The sequence below is a fragment of the Dickeya ananatis genome (assembly GCF_019464615.1).
Classification (GTDB): Bacteria; Pseudomonadota; Gammaproteobacteria; order Enterobacterales; family Enterobacteriaceae; genus Dickeya; species Dickeya oryzae.
The window spans coordinates 3,792,347-3,813,790 of the sequence record NZ_CP040816.1; the positions used below are offsets into that span (position 1 = coordinate 3,792,347).

A 21,444-nucleotide genomic window follows, 5' to 3' on the forward strand; every position below is an offset into this window, starting at 1 on the left:
CCGCCCGGCGGGCGGCCTTTTGGACGGTCATCGCTATGAACTACCATCAATACTACCCGGTGGATGTGGTCAATGGCCCGGGAACACGCTGCACCCTGTTTGTGGCAGGCTGCGAGCACCAGTGCCCCGGCTGTTATAACCAGAGTACCTGGCGTCTGAATTCCGGGCACCCATTCACACAGGAAATGGAAGATCGCATCATCGCCGATCTGCAAAATACCGACCTGCCACTACAGGGGCTGTCACTGTCAGGCGGCGATCCGCTGCACCCGCAGAATGTGCCTGACATACTACGGCTGGTACAACGGGTACATAATGAGTGCCCCGGCAAGGATATCTGGATGTGGACAGGCTACCGGCTGGATGAACTGACGCCAGAACAGCACCAGGTCGTCGACTTGATTAACGTGCTGGTGGACGGGCGTTTTATACAGGAACAGCGGGATTTAACGCTGGTGTGGCGCGGCAGCCGCAATCAGGTGATTCACCATCTGCGCTGATAACTGGCACCGGCGCAGGCAAACCGTGTGGCGCCTTCGCGCCACCGGCACCCCTACATCGACGCGTCCTCATCGACGATGAGTTAACACGCTTCCGCTACGGTATCACGACGCCAGAGGTGTTTCTTTCCGAATCCCAACGCGTTGTCGGTCATTTTCATTTCGTTGAGCGACAGTTTCCAGACCGGTGCGCCGCTACTGCGCGCAATGGGAAACCGAACGTTATAGCGATTACGCGCCAGTGCTTCTTCCTCACCGCTCAAGCGGCTAATTTCCCCCAGAAACTGCACGCCTCTAATCAATAGTACACTCTTGGGCTGGCCGTTGACCGTGCCAGCGACTCGTGGACAGCGTCGCATAATCTCGCCATGCCGCGTATCCGGCTCCGTCATCAGATAAAAAGCAATCTTTTCATCATCAAATACATAAAAACAGTTGGCGCACCATAGATCGTCATCGTCGTTGACACACAGCGTCAACACATGCAACTTCTTCAGATAGCGGGAAATGACTCCCAAGGTATTCTCTGCTTCCACAGCCTCTCTCCGGGTGGAACGTCGTTAATCCTCGCCTGACCGGATAGCATCAGTCCCTGTCATTGTGAACTGCACATAATGCCACTTCCCGGGCAAAATAAAGACCTGTCGCGCCGGTATTTTGCCCGGGGATAATAGAAAAAACGGATAACATCTTCACAGAAAGGGAGTTTTTTGGTGGTTTGACCAGTTAAGAGACGTGTACCATAGCGTAAAACCGACAATTATGCTGCTTTCAAACCCATTAACACCTCTTATTGTGAATTATTTCTTCACCTCGCCGATAACACACTCGCGTGATAACGAGGATCCCAAGGCCAATGTACGGATTACTATTCGGCAACGCGTCTTTCGGTTGCGTGCATCATTGGGTTTTTCCTGCGGTTGTCTCTGCGCTAAATAATCCAGCAAGTCTCCTCTGGCACAGAAGTGTGTTGAGGAATGAGACGTAAAAAATAAAACCTTCAAATGGATAGGATAATGAAAAAAATAGTGTTATCTGCGTTATTGGCAAGTGGATTGTTCTGTGGACTGACCGCCCATGCGGGTATGAATACCTTTTCTGTCGGATATGCACAAAGCAAAATTCAGGGTCTGAAAAACATGGGCGGCGTCAACGTGCAATACCGCTATGAAGTAGACTCAGTGCTTAGCCTGATGGGCTCCTTTTCTTACCTCGATGGCGATGCTGACGTATCAAACCGTATTAGTGACGATGTGATCCGTAATCATGCCGACAGCAAATACTACTCGTTCCTGATAGGCCCGGCTTATCGCGTCAACCCGGTGATCAGTGTCTATGCGCTGGTTGGTACCGCTCACGTTAAAACCGATGTTTCTTCTGAGTGGTTCAACTTCGAAAGTGGTAAAGGGTTAATCAGCCAGGGGACGCAAAAGAGTACATTCTCATCGAACGCTCTCGCTTATGGTGCCGGGGTTATCATCAATCCAGTAGAAAACCTGTCCGTCAATCTGGGTTACGAAGGAACCAAAGCGGATATCAACGGCGATCGCCCCATCAACGGCTTTACTGTCGGTGTTGGCTATAGATTCTGAGTCTCTCACTGTACTCCCTGCTGGTATCTCACCACCGCCAGCGGGGGTATTGAAATGCCCTATCTCACCAGCACACGGCAATATACCGTGAATCATCTACAATTATTATGGCTGCCAGACCGGCTTCTCCTGCCGGAGCGTGCAACCGGTAACGGATTATTCAAAATAATGTGAGGTAAATAAAATATTGCTCAATAAGACTTTGATTTCCGCTACTGTCTGTATCCTAAATAGCATCATGATGCGAGAGCAGAAAAGAGGACATAACCAAATAGTTACGTTGGCGCGCACCCACGTTATGACAACCTTTTATTGTTAATAACAACGCATCTTAATACATTGAATGTTAATTAAACTGAACGGGAATTAGCCATATTTAAACACTCCACCTTACCTTTTACATTATTCGCGTTGCGAAAATAAATGACTGCACCTATCCGTTATGTCGAACAGAGGGAAAATCTGACAACCAGTGGCAGAGAAACCCGGGAGAAGAAATGAAAAACTACAAAATCGGTACTCGGTTATCCATAGGGTTTGGGATACTTATCGCGTTTTCGTTGATTATGCTTGCCAGCGGTATTTATCAACTCAACCAGATAACCCGGAACGCAGAACAAATCATGCTGGTGCCGCTGCGCAAAGAACGACTGGTAGCCGACTGGGCGGCAACGCTCTCAGCCGGGATACAGCGGACTACCGCCACAGCACGCAGCAGCGACCCTTCGCTGGCGCAGGTGTTCGCGGCAGATAACGCCAACGCCACCAAAGAGAACAATGAGCGTGTGGCAAAATTTACCGAACTGGTGTCGTCAAAGGAAGAGCAGGGGCTATTGGATCAATTAAACGCCGACCGCCAGGCTTATCTCAAAGCGCGCGATGAAATTTTCAGCGCGAAAGCTGCCGGTAACGCGGAACAAGCCAAACAGGTCTTTGAGCAGAGATTATTACCGGTCTCCGTTCAATACCAAAAAAGCATGACCACCCTGCGTGACTACCAACGTACCAATATTGACCGCATGCGGGAGGAGATTTCGGCGCGTGCGCAGAGCAGTTACCTCTTCCTCGGCGTGCTCGGTCTGATGATTACCCTTATCGGTTCTCTGCTCGCCTGGATGCTAACCCGCAGTATTGTGCGCCCGCTGCAAACCGCAGTTCAGGTGACGAATTCTGTCGCCAGAGGGGATCTCACCGCAGAGATTTTGCCACAAGGCCGTGATGAACTGGCACAGTTGCAACACGCGCTACAAGACATGACCGGCCAGTTACGCACCGTCGTCGGGGAAGTGCGCGAAGGGGCTGAAGCGATTGCCGGGGCGTCATCTCAGCTCTCTGCTGGCAATCAGGATCTCTCCAACCGTACTGACGAGCAGTCCAGTGCGTTGCAGGAAACCGCGGCATCGATAGAGCAACTGACCTCCACCGTTCGGCAAAATGCCGATAACGCCAGACAAGCAAACCAACTGGCGCAGGATACCGCCAATCAGGCGCAATCCGGTGGGCAACTGGTTAGCGAGGTGGTGCAAACCATGGGCGCTATCGACAGTTCCTCCAAGAAAATTGTCGATATCATCGGTGTTATCGACAGCATCGCGTTTCAAACCAATATTCTGGCGCTTAACGCGGCGGTTGAAGCCGCCCGCGCTGGTGAACAAGGCCGCGGGTTTGCAGTGGTAGCAAGCGAAGTGCGTAACCTGGCGCAACGCAGTGCTTCCGCTGCCAGAGAAATCAAGGAACTGATCAGCCACTCGGTAGAGACGGTGGATGCCGGGAACCGGCTGGTGGAAAAAGCCGGGGTCTCCATTCAGGGGATTGTGGATGGCGTGCGCAAAGTCAGTGAACTGGTCGGCGAAATCAGCGTCGCCAGTCAGGAGCAGTCACTGGGTATCGAGCAGGTCAACCAGGCGATTAATAAAATGGAACAAACCACGCTGCAAAATGCTTCGCTGGTCAGAGAGGGCTACAATGCCACGCAATCCCTGCAACAGCAGGCTGAGCAGTTAAAACAGGTGGTCAGTATTTTCCATCTCGAAGAAGCAAGAGGTGGGTCTTACAATCTGGCGGGCAACCGACCGATGATTTCACCTTCATCAGCACCGGCAGCGAAAACACTGGCGCTGAAACCTGCCGCGTCATCACGCAAAACCGCGGCCAGCGCAGACGACTGGCAGTCATTTTAACCCTGTCTGACGGTCACCAACTGATCGATTACCTCTCACAGATCCCCGCTAATGCGGGGATCTGTGTTACGTTGCTCGTATTGACTCAAACGTCGTACAGTTTTCTGGATCGCTGATGAATTTATCACCAGCAGTATCACAGTCTTAGTCATTCACTGCCTCTTCCTGAGGTTGCAAGTGCTTTAACTGCTTCATCGCTTTCTGACTGTAGAACAACCTCACCATATCGCTGCGTGCTTTCACTGCCTGCGTGAGATCACCCTGCTGATCGGGATTACCGAACGTTAACCGGTCGAAGGTACCGATAAGGTACATATAGAGCTGGTTCTGCCAGGCACTTAACGCGCTGACAGCACAGGTTCCTCCCGCAATTGAGCGATATAACTGGCGGAAAAATTGTTCAGTTTCCTGCCAGAATGATACATCGATGAAGCTAAAATCATCACCAGCATCTTTCGGGTGACTAAAGCAAGCCGCTTTCACCGACTGGCGTAGCAGTTGCTGGGCATCCTGCGCCATTTGCAAGCCAAGCGGCAGGTAATCACGCACCGTCGGAGTCAACTCTTTCCATACCGGCACGCGGTGTTCGTACCAGCAGCGGGCTTTCGTATTGTCCATGTCGTAGCCGAAACACCACAACCCGACTTTATAACGTAGCGGTGCACGCTGGAGATTAAGGCTCACCACGCTGGCAGGTAATATTTCGCTTATCGTATCCTTCGTACCCAATACCAGCCCCGGCCAATCGCGGTACGAGAACCCTCCTGGCTGAGCTTTGAGCGATAGCAACGAACCATCCTTCAGTGACTTGCGATAAGGCGTCAGCGGGTGTTTCCAGTTTTCATACTGCACACCGTCGTTTTTGGTACGGTAATGCGTCAGCAACTGATCGGAATTATCGCCACACAGGTCACAATGCCCGGATTCAGTATGACTGAAATCAAGTTCGATGCGCCGCGGCATTCCCCAAAACGCCTGCAATGGGTGCGCATTTTTCGGCGTCACCTTGTCTTTTTCACCTTCGCTAGAGTGGGTAGTCGTGAGCCAGGGGAATACCGACGCATCGCAACGCCCACGTTCACCGGGAATAACGTTGGCCCACAGCTTACGCCACAGCGGTACTGGCCTGTGTGCGTCGTAAGGCATCAACAATGTGGTAATCGCACCACCTCCACGCACGCCGCCCCGATGGCCGACACTACCCGAGGGGGCATTGGTTTGCAGTGTATAAAGCGCCAGTGCGGCACAATGAGGACAAATGGCACTTACAGCATCGTGTTTGCCGAAATGATCTTTACTGATCCTGCTGAAGGTCTTGTCACCCGGAGCATCAATCAGTAAACCGAATATAGGTTTGCTATCCACCTCCAGCCACGAAAAATCCTGCATAAATGCAGGCGTGCCGGTGCCAAACTGGAACGCGGGTGCCACGCTGTCTAGTGCCTGTATCCAGCCATGACCCAGTCCATCTCGCCAGATAACCTCCCAGCCATCATCATCAGGTGGAGGATAGGCAGTTTGCAGTAAACCGATCATGAGCTGCCAGGCCGCACCCTGAAAATCAGGACGTGGACACGCCAGATCGACAATTCGGTCATCGGCCAGTTGCCGTGGAGAAATATGAGTACGGTGTCCATCCGCGCCCACAACGGGTAACCAAGGTGTGTCAATCAGTGAAAACATGAACCTACCTCTTCAGTAAGGCCTCATCCGTAAGGTCGTCATGATTCCTGTTATTGTTTTCTGCCCCGACGCCGCCAGAGTTCGCGTCAGAGGCACCGATGTTTCCCGGTGAACTACAACACTGCAGAAGCAGAAAAAAGCTGTGTAAAAATAGTTGTATTACCTGGAGAGTGTTAATCCACAGCATGTACATGCCAACAAGCCGCCACATCCAGACAGTGATAGGGCAACAAATGATACGGCGCATCGTTTTCATTTTCAGAAGACGACTGTGCTTTACCCCAGTAATGAAAATAGGGCTCAGATAACCGTTCCAAACGGGCTGCCTCAGGCATGACATACCTCATCGGCTGATGAGTGATTTACTATAAAGTATGGAAAATTAATATTCTGTGACAAGATAATTTTTATAAATAAAAAAGTAACTTACCGCATAGAGGATATTCGTTAGCCGAGGAATAATATTCGATAATAAATATAATATGACCGTGATAATGATCATTTGAAAATATAACCCACGCTGGCAGGATAATTATTTTTTATAATGCCGTGCTATCTGATTTTTTTATCACCCGACATTCAGCCAACGGCCATAAATGCTCCCTTCGAAATACACCGCGCCATAACGGTCATTACGTCGTGCTTCTGATGCGCTTTTCATGCCTGTTTTTTATCCACAAGTTGATTAGCTAAACCGTTTCTTCTATGTTAGCTAGCAGTTTAGTAATCCCCGAGAAAGAGTGTAACTATGTCTCACAAAGTATGGGTAATGGGTGATGCAGTGGTCGATCTCATTCCAGAAGGCGAAGACCGCTATCTGAAATGCCCGGGTGGTGCCCCGGCCAATGTCGCCGTAGGCGTTGCCCGATTGGGCGGCCACAGCGGCTTTATCGGCCGTGTCGGTGACGATGTATTTGGTCACTTCCTGCGCGATGTACTGGCCCGTGAGCAGGTGGACATCCGCCACATGCGACCGGATACGGAGCATCGCACCTCCACGGTGGTGGTCAGCCTGGATGCACAAGGCGAGCGTACCTTCACCTTTATGGTGCGTCCCAGTGCTGACTTGTTCCTTCAACCCACTGATCTGCCTGAATTTCAGCGAAGTGAATGGCTGCACCTGTGTTCTATCGCGCTGTCTCGTGAGCCCTCACGTAGCACAGCGATCGACGCGATACACCGGATACGCGCAGCACAAGGTTGGGTGAGTTTTGACCCGAATATCCGCGTCGATTTATGGAGTAGCGAACAGGCGTTGAGGGAGAGTCTGGATCAGGTGCTGGCGCTGGCGGATGTGGTGAAGCTATCACAAGAGGAATTTGTGTTTCTGAGCGGCAGCGACGATATCCGCCAGGGTAGCAGCACGTTAATGGCCCGCTACCCTATCAAGCGATTGCTGATTACTCAGGGCGGTGACGGCGTCTGGCTGCATGACGGCCACCAGTTGCACCACTTTCTGGCGCAGCGCGTCACCCCCATCGACACCACCGGTGCCGGTGATGCCTTCGTTGCCGGTATGCTCGCAGCACTGGCTGGTTACGATAGCCTGTATCAGGTTGATGACTGGGACGCCGTACTGACCCAGGCACAACGCTGCGGTGCGCTGGCAACAACCGCCAAAGGCGCGATGACCGCCCTGCCCTTCACTCATCAGCTCACTTCCGCGTTATAGCGCTACCGAGACTGTTCCCGACAACCGTACTTCGCCGTCGGGAACAGGTTTTGTTGTCACGATCACAGTTAGCAAAGCAAGAAAAAAAAATTCCTTGTCAATTTGTGCCCACCCCATTTAGTTTTCTTTGCATAACCGGTTTAGCAATTTAGCAAAACAAAAAATCATCTTACCATCCAAGGGAAACCTACCATGATAAAGCCAGGTTATCTTGCCGCCGCCGTGGGTGTTGCACTCTGTGCCTCTCCCGTATTGGCAGCGTCTTCTGACAGCATCGAAGCGCGTCTGAACGCGCTGGAACAACGCTTATTACAAGCAGAGCAGCGCGCTAAACAGGCGGAAGCCCGTGCCGATGCCGCCGAGAAACAAGCAAAACAACTGGCGGCACGCACGACGCAGGTCGAACAGAAAACCCAACAGGTGGAACAAACCACTCAGCAGGTCGCCCAGCAGACCCAGCAGGTGGCGGCACGTGCCACTCAAAATGAGCAGCAGACCCAGCAGGTGGCGCAGAAAACCGACGCACTGGCCAATAAACGCAGTGTTGCCGATGGGTTTGAATTCCACGCTTATGCCCGTTCCGGTCTGGCCATTCACAATTCCACCACCAGTTCGAAAGCGGATATCGGGCCAAGCATGACGCCCGCCGGTGAAACCGGCGGTAATGTGGGTCGTCTGGGTAACGAAGATGACACCTATCTGGAGCTGAAACTGGAGCACCGCACCAAACTAGACAACGGAGCCACCACCCGTTTCAAAGTGATGATGGCAGACGGCCAGCGTAGCTATAACGACTGGACCGCCGCCACCAGCCAGTTCAATGTGCGTGAAGCCTTTGTGGAACTGGGATCGTTGCCAACGTTCACCGGTGCTTTCAAAGACACCACGTTGTGGGCGGGTAAACGCTTTGACCGCGATAATTTCGACATCCACTGGATCGATTCTGACGTGGTCTTTCTGGCGGGAACCGGCGGCGGCATTTACGACGTCAAACCGGTTGACGGCTGGAAAACCAATCTCTCGTTATATGGCCGCAGCCTCGGTGAAATAACTTCGTTGGATAACGAAATCCAGAACTATATCGTCACCAGCAATAATTTCGTCGGCCCATTCCAGTTCATGCTGAGTGGCCTGCGCGCACGCAATAACGACGTGAAGGAAAATACCGGACGCAATAACAGCAACAATGTCACCAACACCAACGCCGGTGACAGCGGCTATCACGCACTGGTCGCCTGGCACGGTGATAGCTTCTATGGCCTGCGTGACGGCACATCCAAAGTGGCGTTGCTATACGGCCACGGCCTCGGCGGTGAAGTGAAAGCCATCGGCTCCGACGGCAACCTGACCCAAAACGCCAATACCTGGCGTCTGGCAACCTACGGCACCACCGCGCTGAATCACACCTGGAGCTTCGCCCCGGCAATTTTGGCACAAAGCAGTAAAGATCGTTATGTTCAGGGCGATGACTACCGTTGGGTGACCTTTAATGCGCGCTTCATTCAGGAAATCACCGAAAATTTCGCGCTAGCGTATGAAGGCAGCTATCAATATATGAATCTGGATCCTCAGGGATACTTATCACGTAATCAGGTAAGCGGCGGATTTTACAAGCTGACGTTCGCCCCGACGTTCAAAGTGGGTGATATCGCCAATTTATTAAGCCGTCCGGAACTGCGCGTCTACGCCAGTTACATGGACTGGGATAAACGACTGGATCGTTATAGTAGCGACGATGCGTTCGGCTCCACCGGTTTCAAAGCCGGTGGCGAATGGACCTTCGGCGTTCAGATGGAAACCTGGTTCTGACAGTGAAGGCTACCGTCACCGACATGACGCATGACAGTCGGTGGCGGTCAGACGCCTGCCTGTTATTGATAAATGAGGAATATTATGGACATTCGTGCCACTGCGGCATCATTACTCCCCTTGCTGGGCGGCAGGGAAAATATCGCCAGCGCCGCGCACTGCGCCACCCGTCTGCGGTTGGTGCTTAACGACGACAGCCTGGCGGACAAAGCGGCCATTGAACGCGTCGAGGGCGTTAAAGGCTGCTTTCAGAACGCCGGTCAGATGCAGGTCATCTTTGGCTCCGGGTTGGTGAACAAGGTTTACGCCGAATTCATCAATGTCGCCGGTATCAGTGAAGCCAGTACCAGCGAAGCGGCCACGCTGGCGGCGCAAAAGCTCAATCCACTGCAACGTCTGGCCCGGTTGCTGTCGAATATTTTCGTCCCGATCATCCCGGCGATTGTGGCCTCCGGCCTGCTGATGGGCCTGCTCGGTATGATCAAGACCTATGGCTGGGTGGATGGCGGTAGCGCCATTTTCGTGATGCTGGACATGTTCAGTTCCGCCGCGTTCATCATTCTGCCAATCCTGATAGGGTTTACCGCCGCACGCGAATTCGGCGGCAATCCTTATCTGGGCGCAACGCTGGGCGGCATTCTCACCCACCCGGCGCTTACCAACGCCTGGGGCGTGGCTAGCGGTTTCAAGACCATGCATTTGTTCGGTCTGGAATTCGCGATGATCGGCTACCAGGGCACGGTATTCCCGGTGTTACTGGCGGTATGGTTCATGAGCCTGGTGGAAAAGCGCCTGCGTAAAGTGGTGCCAAACGCGCTGGATATCATCGTCACGCCGTTCCTGACCGTGATCATCTCCGGTTTCGTCGCCATGCTGGTCATCGGCCCAGCGGGCCGCATGTTAGGCGACGGTATTTCCTTCGTGCTGAGTACGCTGATTACTCATGCAGGCTGGCTGGCCGGGTTGCTGTTTGGTGGACTTTATTCCGCCATCGTCATTACCGGCGTACACCACAGCTTCCACGCTATCGAAGCCGGGTTGTTGGGCAACCCTGCCATTGGCGTCAATTTCCTGTTGCCTATCTGGGCGATGGCGAACGTGGCGCAGGGGGGTGCCTGTCTGGCGGTTTATTTCAAAACCCGCGACGCCAAAATTCGGGCCATCGCCGTGCCATCGGCGTTGTCCTGCCTGCTCGGTATTACCGAAGCAGCAATCTTCGGGATTAACCTGCGCTTCATCAAACCGTTCCTGGCTGGCCTGTCGGGTGGCGCGTTGGGGGGAGCCTGGGTCGTTGCCAATCACGTCAACATGACGGCAGTCGGACTAACCGGTATCCCAGGACTGGCTATCGTGCAGGCAGGGTCTATCCTGAACTATTTGATTGGTATGGTGATAGCCTTTGGCGCCGCCTTCCTCATTTCCCTGTTGCTAAAATACAAAACGGATAACGCATAATGAAGGAAATCCATCTGGTAAAACGCATGGCGTGTGCCCTGATGTCTGCCTCTGCCAAACAGACTTATGATCCGCACCGGCCACAGTGGCATCTGTCGCCACCCGTCGGATTGCTGAACGACCCCAATGGGTTCATCCAGCATAAAGGGCGTTACCATCTGTTTTATCAGTGGAATCCGCTTGCCTGTGCTCATGGTGCCAAATTCTGGGGGCACTGGAGCTCGGCGGACCTGGTGCACTGGCGTCATGAGCCAGTGGCGCTGGTACCGGCTGAAAACTACGAAAGTCATGGCTGTTATTCCGGTTCCGCTGTGGCAGACAACGATACCCTGACGCTTATCTACACCGGCAATGTGAAATACGATAACGGCACACGCACGGCGTACCAATGTCTGGCGCGCGCTAACGAAGAGGGCGAATTCGACAAACTCGGCCCGGTGCTGCCATTACCGGACGGGTACACCGGTCATGTGCGCGACCCGAAGGTCTGGCGTTATCAGGACAGCTGGTACATGGTGCTGGGCGCGCAGGATCTGGATTTGCAAGGCAAAGTGCTGTTGTACCGGTCGCCTGACCTGCTGCAATGGCAGGCGCTGGGCGAAATCGCCGGTTCTCGCCTCAATGGACTGGGCGATTTCGGTTACATGTGGGAATGCCCGGATCTGTTCACGCTGGAAAACCGTGAGGTGTTGATCTGTTGTCCGCAAGGGTTGCCTGCTGAAGAAGAGCGTTATCTGAATACCTATCAGTCCGGTTATTTCGTTGGTTCGCTCGATTATGACAACGCCCGTTTCCCTCATCAGGCGTTCCATGAGCTGGATCTGGGCTTCGAGTTTTACGCGCCGCAGACCACGCAAAGCGAAGATGGCCGTCGGTTGCTGTTCGGCTGGATGGGCGTACCGGATCAGAACGAGTTTTTCCAGCCAACACTCTCTCACGGCTGGATCCACACCATGACCTGTCCGCGTGAGCTAACGCTCTGCAATGACCGCGTGTATCAACAACCCGCACGTGAGCTGCAAAGCCTGCGTCATCTGGAGCATCTGTGGCAGGGCGTCGCCGATTATGCTCCCACGTTGCCCGCCAGCAGCGCAGAGCTGGGGCTGGATACACAAGGCGAATTTCAGATCAATTTCGCCGACATCCTGGTGCTATGTTGGGACGGCGAGCGCCTGACATTAAGCCGCCGTAATCGTCGTACCAACGAGCCGGAACACCGTTACTGGCATGAAGGCACGCTGCACCACCTGCAAATTCTGTGCGACCGATCCAGTGTGGAAATCTTTATCAACCACGGGCAGGCGGTGATGTCATCACGCTACTTCCCCACCAGCGACGCCATGGTGCATTTTAGTGGCTCCGGACGCATCACGTTGCGGCACTGGTTGTTGGCAACGTGCGTGATAGAATGAGTTTCCTTTTCATGCCGTTAGCGGCCATTGCGTTCTAAAGATATTACGGTGAAACCAACCAAACGCGTCACAATCAGCGACATCGCGCGACTGGCAGGGGTATCAAAATCCACTGCCAGTCTGGTTCTCAATGGCCGCAGCAAAGAGTTCCGTGTTTCGGACGAAACCCGTGATCGGGTGCTGGCGCTGGCGCAACAGCAGCGCTATCAACCGAGCATTCATGCTCGCTCGTTACGTTCGAGCCGCAGCAACACGCTGGGGTTGGTGGTGCCGGAAATGACCAACTACGGTTTCGCGGTCATTTCCCGTGAACTGGAATGCCTGTGTCGGGAAGCCGGGTTACAGCTCCTGATCGCCTGTACTGATGAAAACGCCAGTCAGGAAATGATGGCGGTCAACAGCCTGATTCAGCGTCAGGTTGATGGCCTTATCGTCGCGTCCAGTATGCTGAGCGACGCCGAATACCAGAAGATTAACCAGCAGTTACCGGTATTGCAGTTCGACCGGGTGATTGGTGATTCAACCCTGCCGATGGTGGTGTCTGAAGCGGTGGAATCCACCGCTACGCTGGTGGAAAACATCGCCCGTCAGCATCAGGACGAATTCTACTTTATCGGCGGGCAATCGCGTATATCACCGACCCGTGATCGGCTGGCCGGTTTCCAACTTGGGCTGGAGCGCGCCGGTGTGACGTGCAACCCGGAGTGGATTATCCACGGCCACTACCATTCCAGCGCCGGTTATGAAATGTTCGCACAGTTATGCGCCCGTCTGGGTCGCCCCCCACGCGCCTTATTTACCGCGGCCTGCGGCCTGCTGGAAGGGGTGCTACGCTATCTGAATCAACACAACCTGATGGACTGCGATATGCGGTTGTGTAGCTTTGACGATCACTATCTATTCGACTGTCTGCCGATGAAAATCGATACCGTGGCGCAGGATTGCGAAACGCTGGCGCGCAACAGCTTTGAGATGATCAACGCGCTGATTGAAGGACAACCGCTCGCGGAAAGCCGCGTGTACGTGCCGACCCGGCTGCACTGGCGTCACCCCGACTCCCGTTCCTGAATACGGCATCAACCATCACGCCTTGTGAGGTATTTCGCCAATAAAAAAACCACCGCACAGACGGTGGTTCTTTTACTGGTGGTTCGATGCTGTCAGTACCCCGTTTCTCAGCGTACTTTCTCCGCCCCCACCAGGCCGATTTTGAGATACCCGGCGTCACGCAACGAGTCCATCACCCGCATCAGGGTTTCATAATCCACGCTCTTATCTGCCTGGAAAAAGACGGTGGTGTCTTTATTACCTTGTGTTTTGATTTCCAGCGCCTGCGCCAGCGTCGCTTCGGTTACCGCATCGTCACCCAAATACAACTGCTTATCCGCCTTCACCGTCAAAAACACCGGCTTTTGTGGGCGTGGCTGCGGCGTGGCGCTGGACGCAGGCAGGTTGACGCGCACGTCTACTGTCGCCAGCGGTGCCGCCACCATAAAGATGATTAACAGCACCAACATGACATCGATAAACGGCGTCACGTTGATGTCGTGCATTTCACCGTTTTCACTCTGCCCGTCGTTCAGATGCATCGCCATCGACTTACCCTACCCGCAGCTGGTGTGCCGATGAAGGAGAAGGCTTGCCGACGCTGGCAGCAATATCCAGATCGCGGCTTTGCAGCAACAGAATCTGCGCAGCCACATCGCCAACCATCGCCTTGTAGCTGGCCGTCCAGCGTGCAAACACGTTGTAAATCACCACAGCAGGGATTGCCGCCACCAACCCGATGGCGGTCGCTAGCAGAGCTTCGGCGATACCGGGGGCTACCACTGCCAGATTGGTCGTCTGCGATTGGGCAATACCAATGAAGCTATTCATGATACCCCACACCGTACCAAACAGACCGATAAACGGTGCGATAGCGCCGACGGTCGCCAGATAACCGGTTCCGCGTCCCATTTGACGCCCGGTTGCTGCGACACGGCGTTCAAAGCGAAACGCGGTACGTTCCTTGATGCCACCGTTGTCGTCAGAGCGTTCGGACAGCGCCTGCTCATTGCGGGCGTCCGTCAGCAGTTGCAGCGACACGCTACCCGGTTTGAACACCGCCGCGATATCCGCTGCATCATCCAGTGTGCGGGCGTCTTCCAGTGCCTGATACTCACGGCGGATGCGCTTTTTCGCCCCCATCAGGCTCGCGCTCTTACTGAAAAAAATCGCCCAGGTGACCACGGATGCCAGTAACAGGCCAATCATTACTGTTTTTACCACGACATCAGCGTGCTGATACATGCCCAGAACGGACAAGTCGGTATTCATCAGGCCACCGACCGCGCCCGTCGGCGGCAGTACCGACGGCGTAGCAACAGCCGATGCCGTATCCGCAGCAACCGACGCCGGTGCTGCCAGCGTGCGCCCCGTTATTCCTAACAACGCAAACGCCATCAGGCGATACATCACGCCCCCGAACACCCCGACAGACTTACGCCAGACCGATGACGCCCGTAGGTCAATCTTCTTCTCAGCCGTATACACGCTGTGCCTCCACCCTCATTCTTATACCACCGTAATCTGGCGAAAATGATACCAAACCTGAAATTAATTGATAGTCGTTCTCATTATTATTTGCGTATTGATGACCTTCGCTATTCGAGACATCCCTTATCCTGACCCGCTGCCGTGTCTGTAGCCCCGGTGTCATCCTGAGACATCTTCATCCAGATAAGAAAAGCCGCCCCCTGTCCCTCCAGCCGTGATAACGTACAAGGCTGAACGCAAGGAATGTTTGAGCTACAGGTAACGCCGAATGACGAGTAAAAAAATCGCCACCACACTGGTGGCCGCTGGACGCAGCAAACGCGTCACCCAGGGTGCGGTAAACCCGGTCATCCAACGTGCTTCTTCATTGATATTCGATAGCGTGCAAGAGAAACATCACGCCGCCGTTAACCGGACCAAAGGTGCCTTGTTTTATGGCCGCCGCGGCACGCTGACCCATTTCGCATTTCAGGATGCGATGACCGAACTGGAAGGCGGCGTAGGTTGTGCACTCTACCCCTGTGGGGCTGCCGCGATAGCCAACGCCATTAGCTCGTTTGTCTCAGCAGGCGATCATCTTTTGGTTACCGGCTCAGCCTATGAACCAACGCAGGATTTTTGTAACAAAGTGCTGAGTCGAATGAACATCAGCACGACCTTTTTTGATCCCATGGTAGGCAGTGATATCGCCAGCCTGATCCAACCCAACACCCGTGTGGTCTTCCTGGAATCGCCCGGCTCCATCACCATGGAAGTGCATGATGTGCCAGCGATTGTCGCGGCAGTTCGTCGCGTTAACCCGGATATCGTTATCATGATCGACAACACCTGGGCTGCCGGTGTGTTGTTCCGTCCGCTTGAGCTTGGCGTGGATATTTCGATCCAGTCCGGCACCAAATATATCGTCGGCCATTCCGATGCGATGATCGGTACCGCCGTTGCCAACGCACGTTGCTGGGATCAATTGCGCGAACAATCCTACCTGATGGGACAGATGGCCGACGCGGACAGCGCCTATCTGGCCAGCCGTGGCCTGCGCACACTCGGTGTCAGATTGCAACAGCATCAGGAAAACGGCCTGCGCGTAGCACGCTGGCTGGCGCAGCGGCCGGAAGTCGCGACAGTGAATCACCCTGCGCTACCCAGCTGTAAAGGGCATGAATTTTTCGTGCGGGATTTTAGCGGCAGTAACGGCCTGTTCTCGTTTGTGCTAAAAGAAACACTAAGCCGCCAACAACTGGCCCATTACCTTGATCATTTCAGCCACTTCCGTATGGCTTACTCTTGGGGTGGTTTCGAATCATTGATTCTGGCGAACCAACCGCAAGAACTGGCGGCGATTCGTCCGGCAGGCGGTGTCGACGTGACCGGTACGCTGGTTCGACTGCACATCGGTCTGGAAGATTACGACGACCTGGAAGCCGATTTGGAAGCCGGCTTTAGGAGATTGCAGGAAATGTGACGCCATTATCCCTCTGGCCCCGTGAAGCTGCTGTGGTAAGTCAGGCAAAGCGTATATGATGAGCAGTTACAACGATGACAAAACGTTTACCTTTTTTACCCTATCCTGATGCTCGTATTTTGAAGCTCAGCGCACGCAGTGTATTTACGCGGCCACAGGGTTTATAGCAAAACCAGACAGGATGCAATATGAGTGTTGTTCATGAAATAATACGGGCGCTGTGGCAGCAAGACTTCAGCGTCTTGTCCGATCCACAGGTAATATGGGTGATTTATGGCATGCTTTTTACCACCCTGTTTCTGGAAAATGGCCTGCTCCCCGCGTCCTTTCTGCCTGGTGATAGCCTGTTATTGCTGACTGGCGCGCTGGTCGCCAGAGGTGTGATGAGCTTCCTTCCTGCCGCAGTGTTATTGACGATAGCAGCAAGCCTTGGCTGCTGGTTAAGCTACCTGCAAGGGCGCTGGCTGGGCGACACCCAGTTGGTGAAGAAATGGCTGCATCAGTTACCCGCTCACTACCACCAGCGCACTCACAATTTGTTCCACCAGCATGGGCTGTCCGCACTGTTGGTAGGTCGTTTTCTGGCGTTTGTCCGTACCCTGCTACCCACCATCGCTGGGATCTCCGGGTTCAGCAGTACCCGCTTTCAGATTTTCAACTGGCTCAGTGGTTTTCTGTGGGTCAGCGGTATCATCACGATGGGTTACGCGCTCAACCAGATTCCACTGGTCAAACGTTATGAAGACCAGTTCATGGCCGCATTGTGTATCCTGCCGCTGCTATTGTTGGTTAGCGGGCTGGTGGGAATGTTGTTGGTTTTGTGGCGTAAAAGACGCGCCATGGCCTGAAACCCACAAAAAATCTTATCTATCCCCTTCAATTCCCTGAGTGGGCGGGCATACCGCCCACTCGGTTTAATTACTCTCAACCACCTCAGCGCCTGAACGCAAGCGAGCCACCTCATCACCCGGTGTCGCACCAAAGAAGCGCTTAAACTCCCGACTGAACTGAGAAGGGCTTTCATAACCGACCCGCATTGACGCTGTATTCGCTTTCAACCCGTCATGCACCATCAGCAAACGCGCCTTATGCAACCGATAAGACTTCAGATACTGTACCGGTGACGTATTAGTGACAGTTTTGAAGTTATGGTGAAACGCTGACACGCTCATGTTCACTTCCATGGCCAGTCGCTCTACGCTCAAATTATCCGCGTAATGGTTTTCGATATAGCGGAGCGCACGGGCAATCTGGCTGAAATGACTATAGCGGTTCATCAATGCCTGTAGTGAATCACCGCGCGGCCCGCACAGCACGTGATAAAGGATTTCGCGCACAATCCACGGCCCCAGTACCCTCGCGTCGCGGGCGTTCGCCATCGTTTCCAGCAACCGCTCTGTCGCACACAAGATGGCCTCGTTAAGCGGTATGCTGTTGATACCAGCAACTTCAGGCCGCCGTTTCTCGCCCGCGTTGTCATCGCCCATCTCAATCAGCAGGTCTTGCAGCATTGGGATATCCACCCGAATGGAAATCCCCACCAGCGGGTTTTCCGGGCTGGCGAAATTTTCACACTCGAACGGCATCGGCACCGTCATCAGCAGGTAATTGTCCGGATCATACTGAAAGACTTTGTCCCCCACATACCCCACTTTATGCCCCTGAAAAATGATCACGATACAAGGGTCGTACAACACCGGAGCCCGCGCCGTATGGCGATCGGCATAAATCACCCTCACCTGCTCAATCGGCGTCTGGCTGACGCCACTGCCGCGGGTGTGCGGCATCGCCAGTTTGACCAGACGCTGGCGTGAATCGAGATTCTGCATAATATTTATCTCTTACTGACAACGGAAATAAAGTGACACAGATAGGCAGCAGAATCACCCTTTTCTCCTGACTTTTGCAGAAACGGGCAATACACAGCGAGAAATGAGCATTGCTGGAGTAGCGGGAGAAGCCGAGAATGACAGCCATCGCCACACCATCGTAGTCAGCCCATGACCTTCCTACTGCCATGGGCAATAAGGAATCCGCATGAACCACACTATTGAGCTACTTAAACAGCACCGTAGCGAGCGCAGTTACCTGGATAAACCTATCCCGGAAGAGGTGCTGTCCGCCATTATCGACAGTGCGCATCTGGCACCGACCTCGGTGAATTCGCAGCAGGTTTCCATCGTCGTTGTCCGTGATCCGGCACGCCGCGCTCGTATCGCTGAACTGGCAGGCGGGCAATCCTGGATTGCGCAGGCGCCGGTATTCCTCACGTTGGTGCTGGATATGCACAAAAGCGCAACCGGCATTGCCATGAGTGGCAATACCCAACATGCGCACGAAAGTGTTGAAAGCATTATTTCCGGCGCGACCGATGTGGGTATCGCGCTGGGTACCTTGATCGCCGCGGCGCATTCCTTTGGTCTGGGCATCGTGCCGATAGGCGGTGTGCGCCGTAATCCACAGGCAATGATCGAGCTGCTGGAACTGCCAGCGCTGACGTTTCCGGTGGCAGGACTGGTCTTGGGTTATGTCGACCAGCCTGCGCACCAAAAACCACGCCTGCCGCTGGAAACCTTCCGTCATGAAGAGGTTTACCATACCGAACCGCTGGCGGCGGCCATTGAACAATACAACCACACACTGATTAACCACTGGAAGCAAACGGGACGCACCGATGGCGAAGCCTGGGGGAGTAATACCGCCAGCTACTATCAACGCGTCTATTACCCCCATGTCCTGCCTGCGCTGTTACAGCAGGGTTTTAAACTGGATCAGTAACATTTATCCGGGTCTGTTATCCGTGCCAGTGACACCACGGTGGCCCGGCAACCCTCTATCAAGGAACGCACCATGCAGAACTTTACGCTTCACACCCCGACTAAAATCCTGTTCGGCGAAGGGCAAATCGCTGCTCTGGCTGACCAGATCCCCGCTGACGCCCGCATTCTTATCACCTACGGCGGCGGCAGTATCAAGAAAAACGGCGTATTCGACCAGGTCATCAACGCGCTGAAAGGCCGTAACGTCGTGGAGTTCTCAGGTATTGAGCCTAACCCCACCTACGAAACGCTCATGAAAGCGGTTGAGATCGTGCGCAAGGAAAACATCGACTTTCTGCTGGCGGTCGGCGGTGGCTCGGTTGCTGATGGCACCAAATTCATCGCGGCAGCGGTGAACTACACGGCAGCCGAAGACCCGTGGCATATCCTGCAAACCTGGGGAGCACACGTAGAAAGCGCCATCCCTCTGGGTGTAGTACTGACGCTGCCGGCGACCGGCTCCGAATCCAACAGCGGCGCGGTTATTACCCGTAAGAGCACCGGCGACAAACAGGCGTTCATGAACCCGCTGGTATGCCCGCGCTTTGCCGTGCTTGACCCGGTCGTGACCTATACCCTGCCTGAACGTCAGATTGCCAACGGCGTGGTCGATGCCTTCGTCCATACCGTCGAGCAGTATCTGACCTACCCGGTTGACGCCAAAGTTCAAGACCGCTTCGCCGAAGGGCTGTTGCTGACGCTGATCGAAGAAGGCCCGCACGCCCTCAAAGAGCAGCATAACTACAATGTTCGTGCCAACGTGATGTGGAGTGCCACCATGGCGCTCAACGGTCTGATTGGCGCAGGGGTGCCGCAAGACTGGTCAACCCATATGCTGGGTCATGAAATCACGGCGATGCACGGACTGGACCATGCTCAGACGCTGGCTATCGTGCTCCCGGCGATGCTCAATGAACGTCGTGTCCAGAAACGCGAGAAATTGCTGCAATACGCCGAACGTATCTGGAACCTGCGTGACGGTTCAGAAGACCAACGTATTGATGGTGCAATCGCCGCCACCCGCGCCTTCTTCGAGCAGATGGGCGTACCGACTCGCCTGTCTGACTACCAGTTAGATGGCAGCTCTATTCCGGCGCTGGTCGCGAAGCTGGAAGAGCACGGCATGACAGCGTTGGGCGAACACAAAGACATCACGCTGGACATCAGCAAACGCGTGTACGAAGCAGCCCGTTAATCCCGCCAGACTGACTTTTCGACTACACTTGAGACAGTGCCGCGACAGGTGTGCAGGCACTATCTTGAAGTGAAAGATCATTCTTGAGGTGAAAGATCATTTTGGTGTGAAAAACAGTCCCGATACGCCGCCGTTCTGGCGGCGTTGTTGTCTCATCGCCACCTTGCCGCCATGCCGCCAGAATCCTCCACGGCCGGGCGCTGAAGGCGCACAACAAGGAGAATGACATGACGATGCAACCTCTGGTCAAACTGGCTGACGGTACTATCATGCCCCAACTGGGGCTTGGCGTCTGGCAAGCCAGCAATGAACAAGCCACTGCCGCAGTGACCGAAGCGCTGAGTGTCGGCTACCGTTTGATTGATACTGCGGCTATCTACAAAAACGAAGTGGGTGTTGGCAAAGCTTTGCAGGAAACTGTCATCCCGCGCAGTGATATCTTCATCACCACCAAGCTATGGAACAGCGATCAGGCGCATCCGCGTCAAGCGCTCGAAGAAAGCCTGCGAAAACTGCAACTGGAGTACGTAGACCTGTATCTGATCCATTGGCCGCTGCCGGAACAGAACACCTACGTTGAAGCCTGGCGTGGGTTACTCAATCTCAGAGAGCAGGGGCTGGCGAAAAGCGTCGGTGTGTGCAACTTCAACCCACACCATCTGCAACGCCTGAAAGAAGAAACCGGGGTAATGCCAGTCATCAATCAGGTGGAATTACACCCGCTTTTCCAGCAGCGTATGCTGCAAACCTGGAATACCACCCATCATATCCAGACCGAGTCAAGAAGCCCGCTGGCGCAGGGAGGAGAAGGCGTATTTGACCACCCGGTTATCCACGCGCTGGCGAAAAAATACGGCAAGACACCGGCACAGATTGTGATTCGCTGGCATCTGGACAGCGGTTTAGTCGTCATCCCCAAATCTGTTACGCCAGTGCGTATCCGGGAAAATTTTGCGGTGTTTGATTTTAGGCTGGAAAAAGAGGAACTGAGCGACATCGCCACGCTGGATTGCGGCAAGCGGCTGGGGCCAGACCCTGACCAACCACGTACCGACGCGCCGTACAAAGACTAATATTCACCAGACGCATCTTCACTGTATTCGGCTTCCCGCGCCCTTGGCGCGGGT

18 protein-coding genes and 1 pseudogene are annotated in these 21,444 nt (G+C 54.1%); 13 read left to right on the forward strand and 6 right to left on the reverse strand.

The features are described 5' to 3' along the window. Positions 1-35 precede the first annotated feature (35 nt). Positions 36-500, forward strand: a complete 465-nt coding sequence (gene nrdG / locus FGI04_RS16855; RefSeq protein ID WP_342698939.1) for an anaerobic ribonucleoside-triphosphate reductase-activating protein — start codon at positions 36-38, stop codon at positions 498-500. 83 nt (positions 501-583) lie between these two features. Here nrdG and FGI04_RS16860 read toward each other — a convergent pair whose 3' ends face one another. Further along, a complete protein-coding gene (locus FGI04_RS16860) occupies positions 584-1,036 on the reverse strand; it encodes a YhbP family protein (protein WP_407274434.1) in 453 nt (150 codons plus the stop codon). 480 nt (positions 1,037-1,516) lie between these two features. Here FGI04_RS16860 and FGI04_RS16865 point away from each other — a divergent pair, with 480 nt between their 5' ends. Both FGI04_RS16865 and FGI04_RS16870 read left to right on the forward strand, forming a co-directional pair. Further along, complete coding sequence (locus tag FGI04_RS16865; protein WP_407274433.1) at positions 1,517-2,092, forward strand: Ail/Lom family outer membrane beta-barrel protein; 576 nt, start codon at positions 1,517-1,519, stop codon at positions 2,090-2,092. Positions 2,093-2,589: 497 nt separating this feature from the next. Further along, a complete protein-coding gene (locus FGI04_RS16870) occupies positions 2,590-4,272 on the forward strand; it encodes a methyl-accepting chemotaxis protein (RefSeq protein ID WP_342698941.1) in 1,683 nt (560 codons plus the stop codon). A gap of 144 nt (positions 4,273-4,416) precedes the next feature. Here FGI04_RS16870 and casA read toward each other — a convergent pair whose 3' ends face one another. Then, positions 4,417-5,955, reverse strand: coding sequence for a type I-E CRISPR-associated protein Cse1/CasA (gene casA / locus FGI04_RS16875; RefSeq protein WP_407337023.1), 1,539 nt, complete (start codon positions 5,953-5,955; stop codon positions 4,417-4,419). 197 nt (positions 5,956-6,152) lie between these two features. Next, a pseudogene (locus FGI04_RS16880) lies at positions 6,153-6,290 on the reverse strand (HD domain-containing protein); the annotation flags it as partial. 413 nt (positions 6,291-6,703) lie between these two features. Here FGI04_RS16880 and cscK point away from each other — a divergent pair. From cscK to FGI04_RS16905, 5 genes are all read left to right on the forward strand, one after another. Beyond that, positions 6,704-7,627: a fructokinase gene (cscK, locus tag FGI04_RS16885; RefSeq protein WP_407274432.1), complete on the forward strand. Its 924-nt coding sequence runs from the start codon at positions 6,704-6,706 to the stop codon at positions 7,625-7,627. Between the two features lie 192 nt (positions 7,628-7,819). Beyond that, positions 7,820-9,436 (forward strand): carbohydrate porin, encoded by a 1,617-nt coding sequence (locus FGI04_RS16890; RefSeq protein WP_342698945.1) that lies wholly within the window; start codon positions 7,820-7,822, stop codon positions 9,434-9,436. An 84-nt stretch (positions 9,437-9,520) separates the two neighbouring features. Next, positions 9,521-10,891 (forward strand): sucrose-specific PTS transporter subunit IIBC, encoded by a 1,371-nt coding sequence (locus FGI04_RS16895; protein ID WP_342698946.1) that lies wholly within the window; start codon positions 9,521-9,523, stop codon positions 10,889-10,891. After that, positions 10,891-12,303, forward strand: a complete 1,413-nt coding sequence (locus tag FGI04_RS16900; RefSeq protein WP_342698947.1) for a glycoside hydrolase family 32 protein — start codon at positions 10,891-10,893, stop codon at positions 12,301-12,303. The genes FGI04_RS16895 and FGI04_RS16900 overlap by 1 nt, the downstream gene beginning before the upstream one ends. 48 nt (positions 12,304-12,351) lie before the next feature. Then, positions 12,352-13,371 (forward strand): substrate-binding domain-containing protein, encoded by a 1,020-nt coding sequence (locus tag FGI04_RS16905; RefSeq protein WP_342698948.1) that lies wholly within the window; start codon positions 12,352-12,354, stop codon positions 13,369-13,371. Positions 13,372-13,478: 107 nt separating this feature from the next. Here the strand turns inward: FGI04_RS16905 and exbD are convergent, their stop codons facing one another. Next, positions 13,479-13,898 carry a TonB system transport protein ExbD gene (exbD, locus tag FGI04_RS16910; RefSeq protein WP_012883090.1) on the reverse strand — a complete coding sequence of 140 codons (420 nt, stop codon included), beginning with the start codon at positions 13,896-13,898 and terminating at the stop codon, positions 13,479-13,481. A gap of 4 nt (positions 13,899-13,902) precedes the next feature. Further along, on the reverse strand, positions 13,903-14,622 hold the full coding sequence (exbB, locus tag FGI04_RS16915; protein ID WP_342699015.1) for a tol-pal system-associated acyl-CoA thioesterase: 720 nt from the start codon (positions 14,620-14,622) through the stop codon (positions 13,903-13,905). A 487-nt stretch (positions 14,623-15,109) separates the two neighbouring features. Between exbB and metC the strand changes: the two genes are divergently transcribed. Together metC and FGI04_RS16925 are read left to right on the forward strand one after the other, a co-directional pair. Next, entirely contained in the window at positions 15,110-16,303 is a 1,194-nt protein-coding gene (metC, locus tag FGI04_RS16920; protein ID WP_407274430.1) for a cystathionine beta-lyase, read from the forward strand. A gap of 188 nt (positions 16,304-16,491) precedes the next feature. Next, positions 16,492-17,151, forward strand: a complete 660-nt coding sequence (locus FGI04_RS16925; protein ID WP_342698950.1) for a DedA family protein — start codon at positions 16,492-16,494, stop codon at positions 17,149-17,151. Positions 17,152-17,217: 66 nt separating this feature from the next. On the opposite strand, the gene FGI04_RS16930 is transcribed toward FGI04_RS16925, so the two are convergent. Next, positions 17,218-18,132, reverse strand: coding sequence for an AraC family transcriptional regulator (locus FGI04_RS16930; protein WP_407274429.1), 915 nt, complete (start codon positions 18,130-18,132; stop codon positions 17,218-17,220). Between the two features lie 208 nt (positions 18,133-18,340). Here FGI04_RS16930 and FGI04_RS16935 point away from each other — a divergent pair, with 208 nt between their 5' ends. The 3 genes from FGI04_RS16935 to dkgA all read left to right on the forward strand — a co-directional run bounded on the left by FGI04_RS16935 (position 18,341) and on the right by dkgA (position 21,390). Next, positions 18,341-19,081 (forward strand): NADPH-dependent oxidoreductase, encoded by a 741-nt coding sequence (locus FGI04_RS16935; protein ID WP_342698952.1) that lies wholly within the window; start codon positions 18,341-18,343, stop codon positions 19,079-19,081. A gap of 72 nt (positions 19,082-19,153) precedes the next feature. Further along, on the forward strand, positions 19,154-20,317 hold the full coding sequence (yqhD, locus tag FGI04_RS16940; RefSeq protein ID WP_342698953.1) for an alcohol dehydrogenase: 1,164 nt from the start codon (positions 19,154-19,156) through the stop codon (positions 20,315-20,317). Between the two features lie 227 nt (positions 20,318-20,544). Beyond that, positions 20,545-21,390: a 2,5-didehydrogluconate reductase DkgA gene (gene dkgA / locus FGI04_RS16945; RefSeq protein WP_342698954.1), complete on the forward strand. Its 846-nt coding sequence runs from the start codon at positions 20,545-20,547 to the stop codon at positions 21,388-21,390. The last annotated feature ends 54 nt before the right edge of the window (positions 21,391-21,444 follow it).

Excerpts from the sequence above, each read along its gene's own strand:
- cscK (WP_407274432.1), top strand. The coding sequence starts at position 6,704 with ATGTCTCACAAAGTATGGGTAATGGGTGATGCAGTGGTCGATCTCATT.
- exbB (WP_342699015.1), bottom strand. The coding sequence starts at position 14,622 with ATGAATACCGACTTGTCCGTTCTGGGCATGTATCAGCACGCTGATGTC.
- FGI04_RS16900 (WP_342698947.1), top strand. The coding sequence starts at position 10,891 with ATGAAGGAAATCCATCTGGTAAAACGCATGGCGTGTGCCCTGATGTCT.
- FGI04_RS16870 (WP_342698941.1), top strand. The coding sequence starts at position 2,590 with ATGAAAAACTACAAAATCGGTACTCGGTTATCCATAGGGTTTGGGATA.
- FGI04_RS16930 (WP_407274429.1), bottom strand. The coding sequence starts at position 18,132 with ATGCAGAATCTCGATTCACGCCAGCGTCTGGTCAAACTGGCGATGCCG.
- FGI04_RS16890 (WP_342698945.1), top strand. The coding sequence starts at position 7,820 with ATGATAAAGCCAGGTTATCTTGCCGCCGCCGTGGGTGTTGCACTCTGT.
- FGI04_RS16935 (WP_342698952.1), top strand. The coding sequence starts at position 18,341 with ATGAACCACACTATTGAGCTACTTAAACAGCACCGTAGCGAGCGCAGT.
- nrdG (WP_342698939.1), top strand. The coding sequence starts at position 36 with ATGAACTACCATCAATACTACCCGGTGGATGTGGTCAATGGCCCGGGA.
- dkgA (WP_342698954.1), top strand. The coding sequence starts at position 20,545 with ATGACGATGCAACCTCTGGTCAAACTGGCTGACGGTACTATCATGCCC.
- FGI04_RS16895 (WP_342698946.1), top strand. The coding sequence starts at position 9,521 with ATGGACATTCGTGCCACTGCGGCATCATTACTCCCCTTGCTGGGCGGC.
- FGI04_RS16865 (WP_407274433.1), top strand. The coding sequence starts at position 1,517 with ATGAAAAAAATAGTGTTATCTGCGTTATTGGCAAGTGGATTGTTCTGT.
- FGI04_RS16925 (WP_342698950.1), top strand. The coding sequence starts at position 16,492 with ATGAGTGTTGTTCATGAAATAATACGGGCGCTGTGGCAGCAAGACTTC.
- casA (WP_407337023.1), bottom strand. The coding sequence starts at position 5,955 with ATGTTTTCACTGATTGACACACCTTGGTTACCCGTTGTGGGCGCGGAT.
- exbD (WP_012883090.1), bottom strand. The coding sequence starts at position 13,898 with ATGGCGATGCATCTGAACGACGGGCAGAGTGAAAACGGTGAAATGCAC.
- metC (WP_407274430.1), top strand. The coding sequence starts at position 15,110 with ATGACGAGTAAAAAAATCGCCACCACACTGGTGGCCGCTGGACGCAGC.
- yqhD (WP_342698953.1), top strand. The coding sequence starts at position 19,154 with ATGCAGAACTTTACGCTTCACACCCCGACTAAAATCCTGTTCGGCGAA.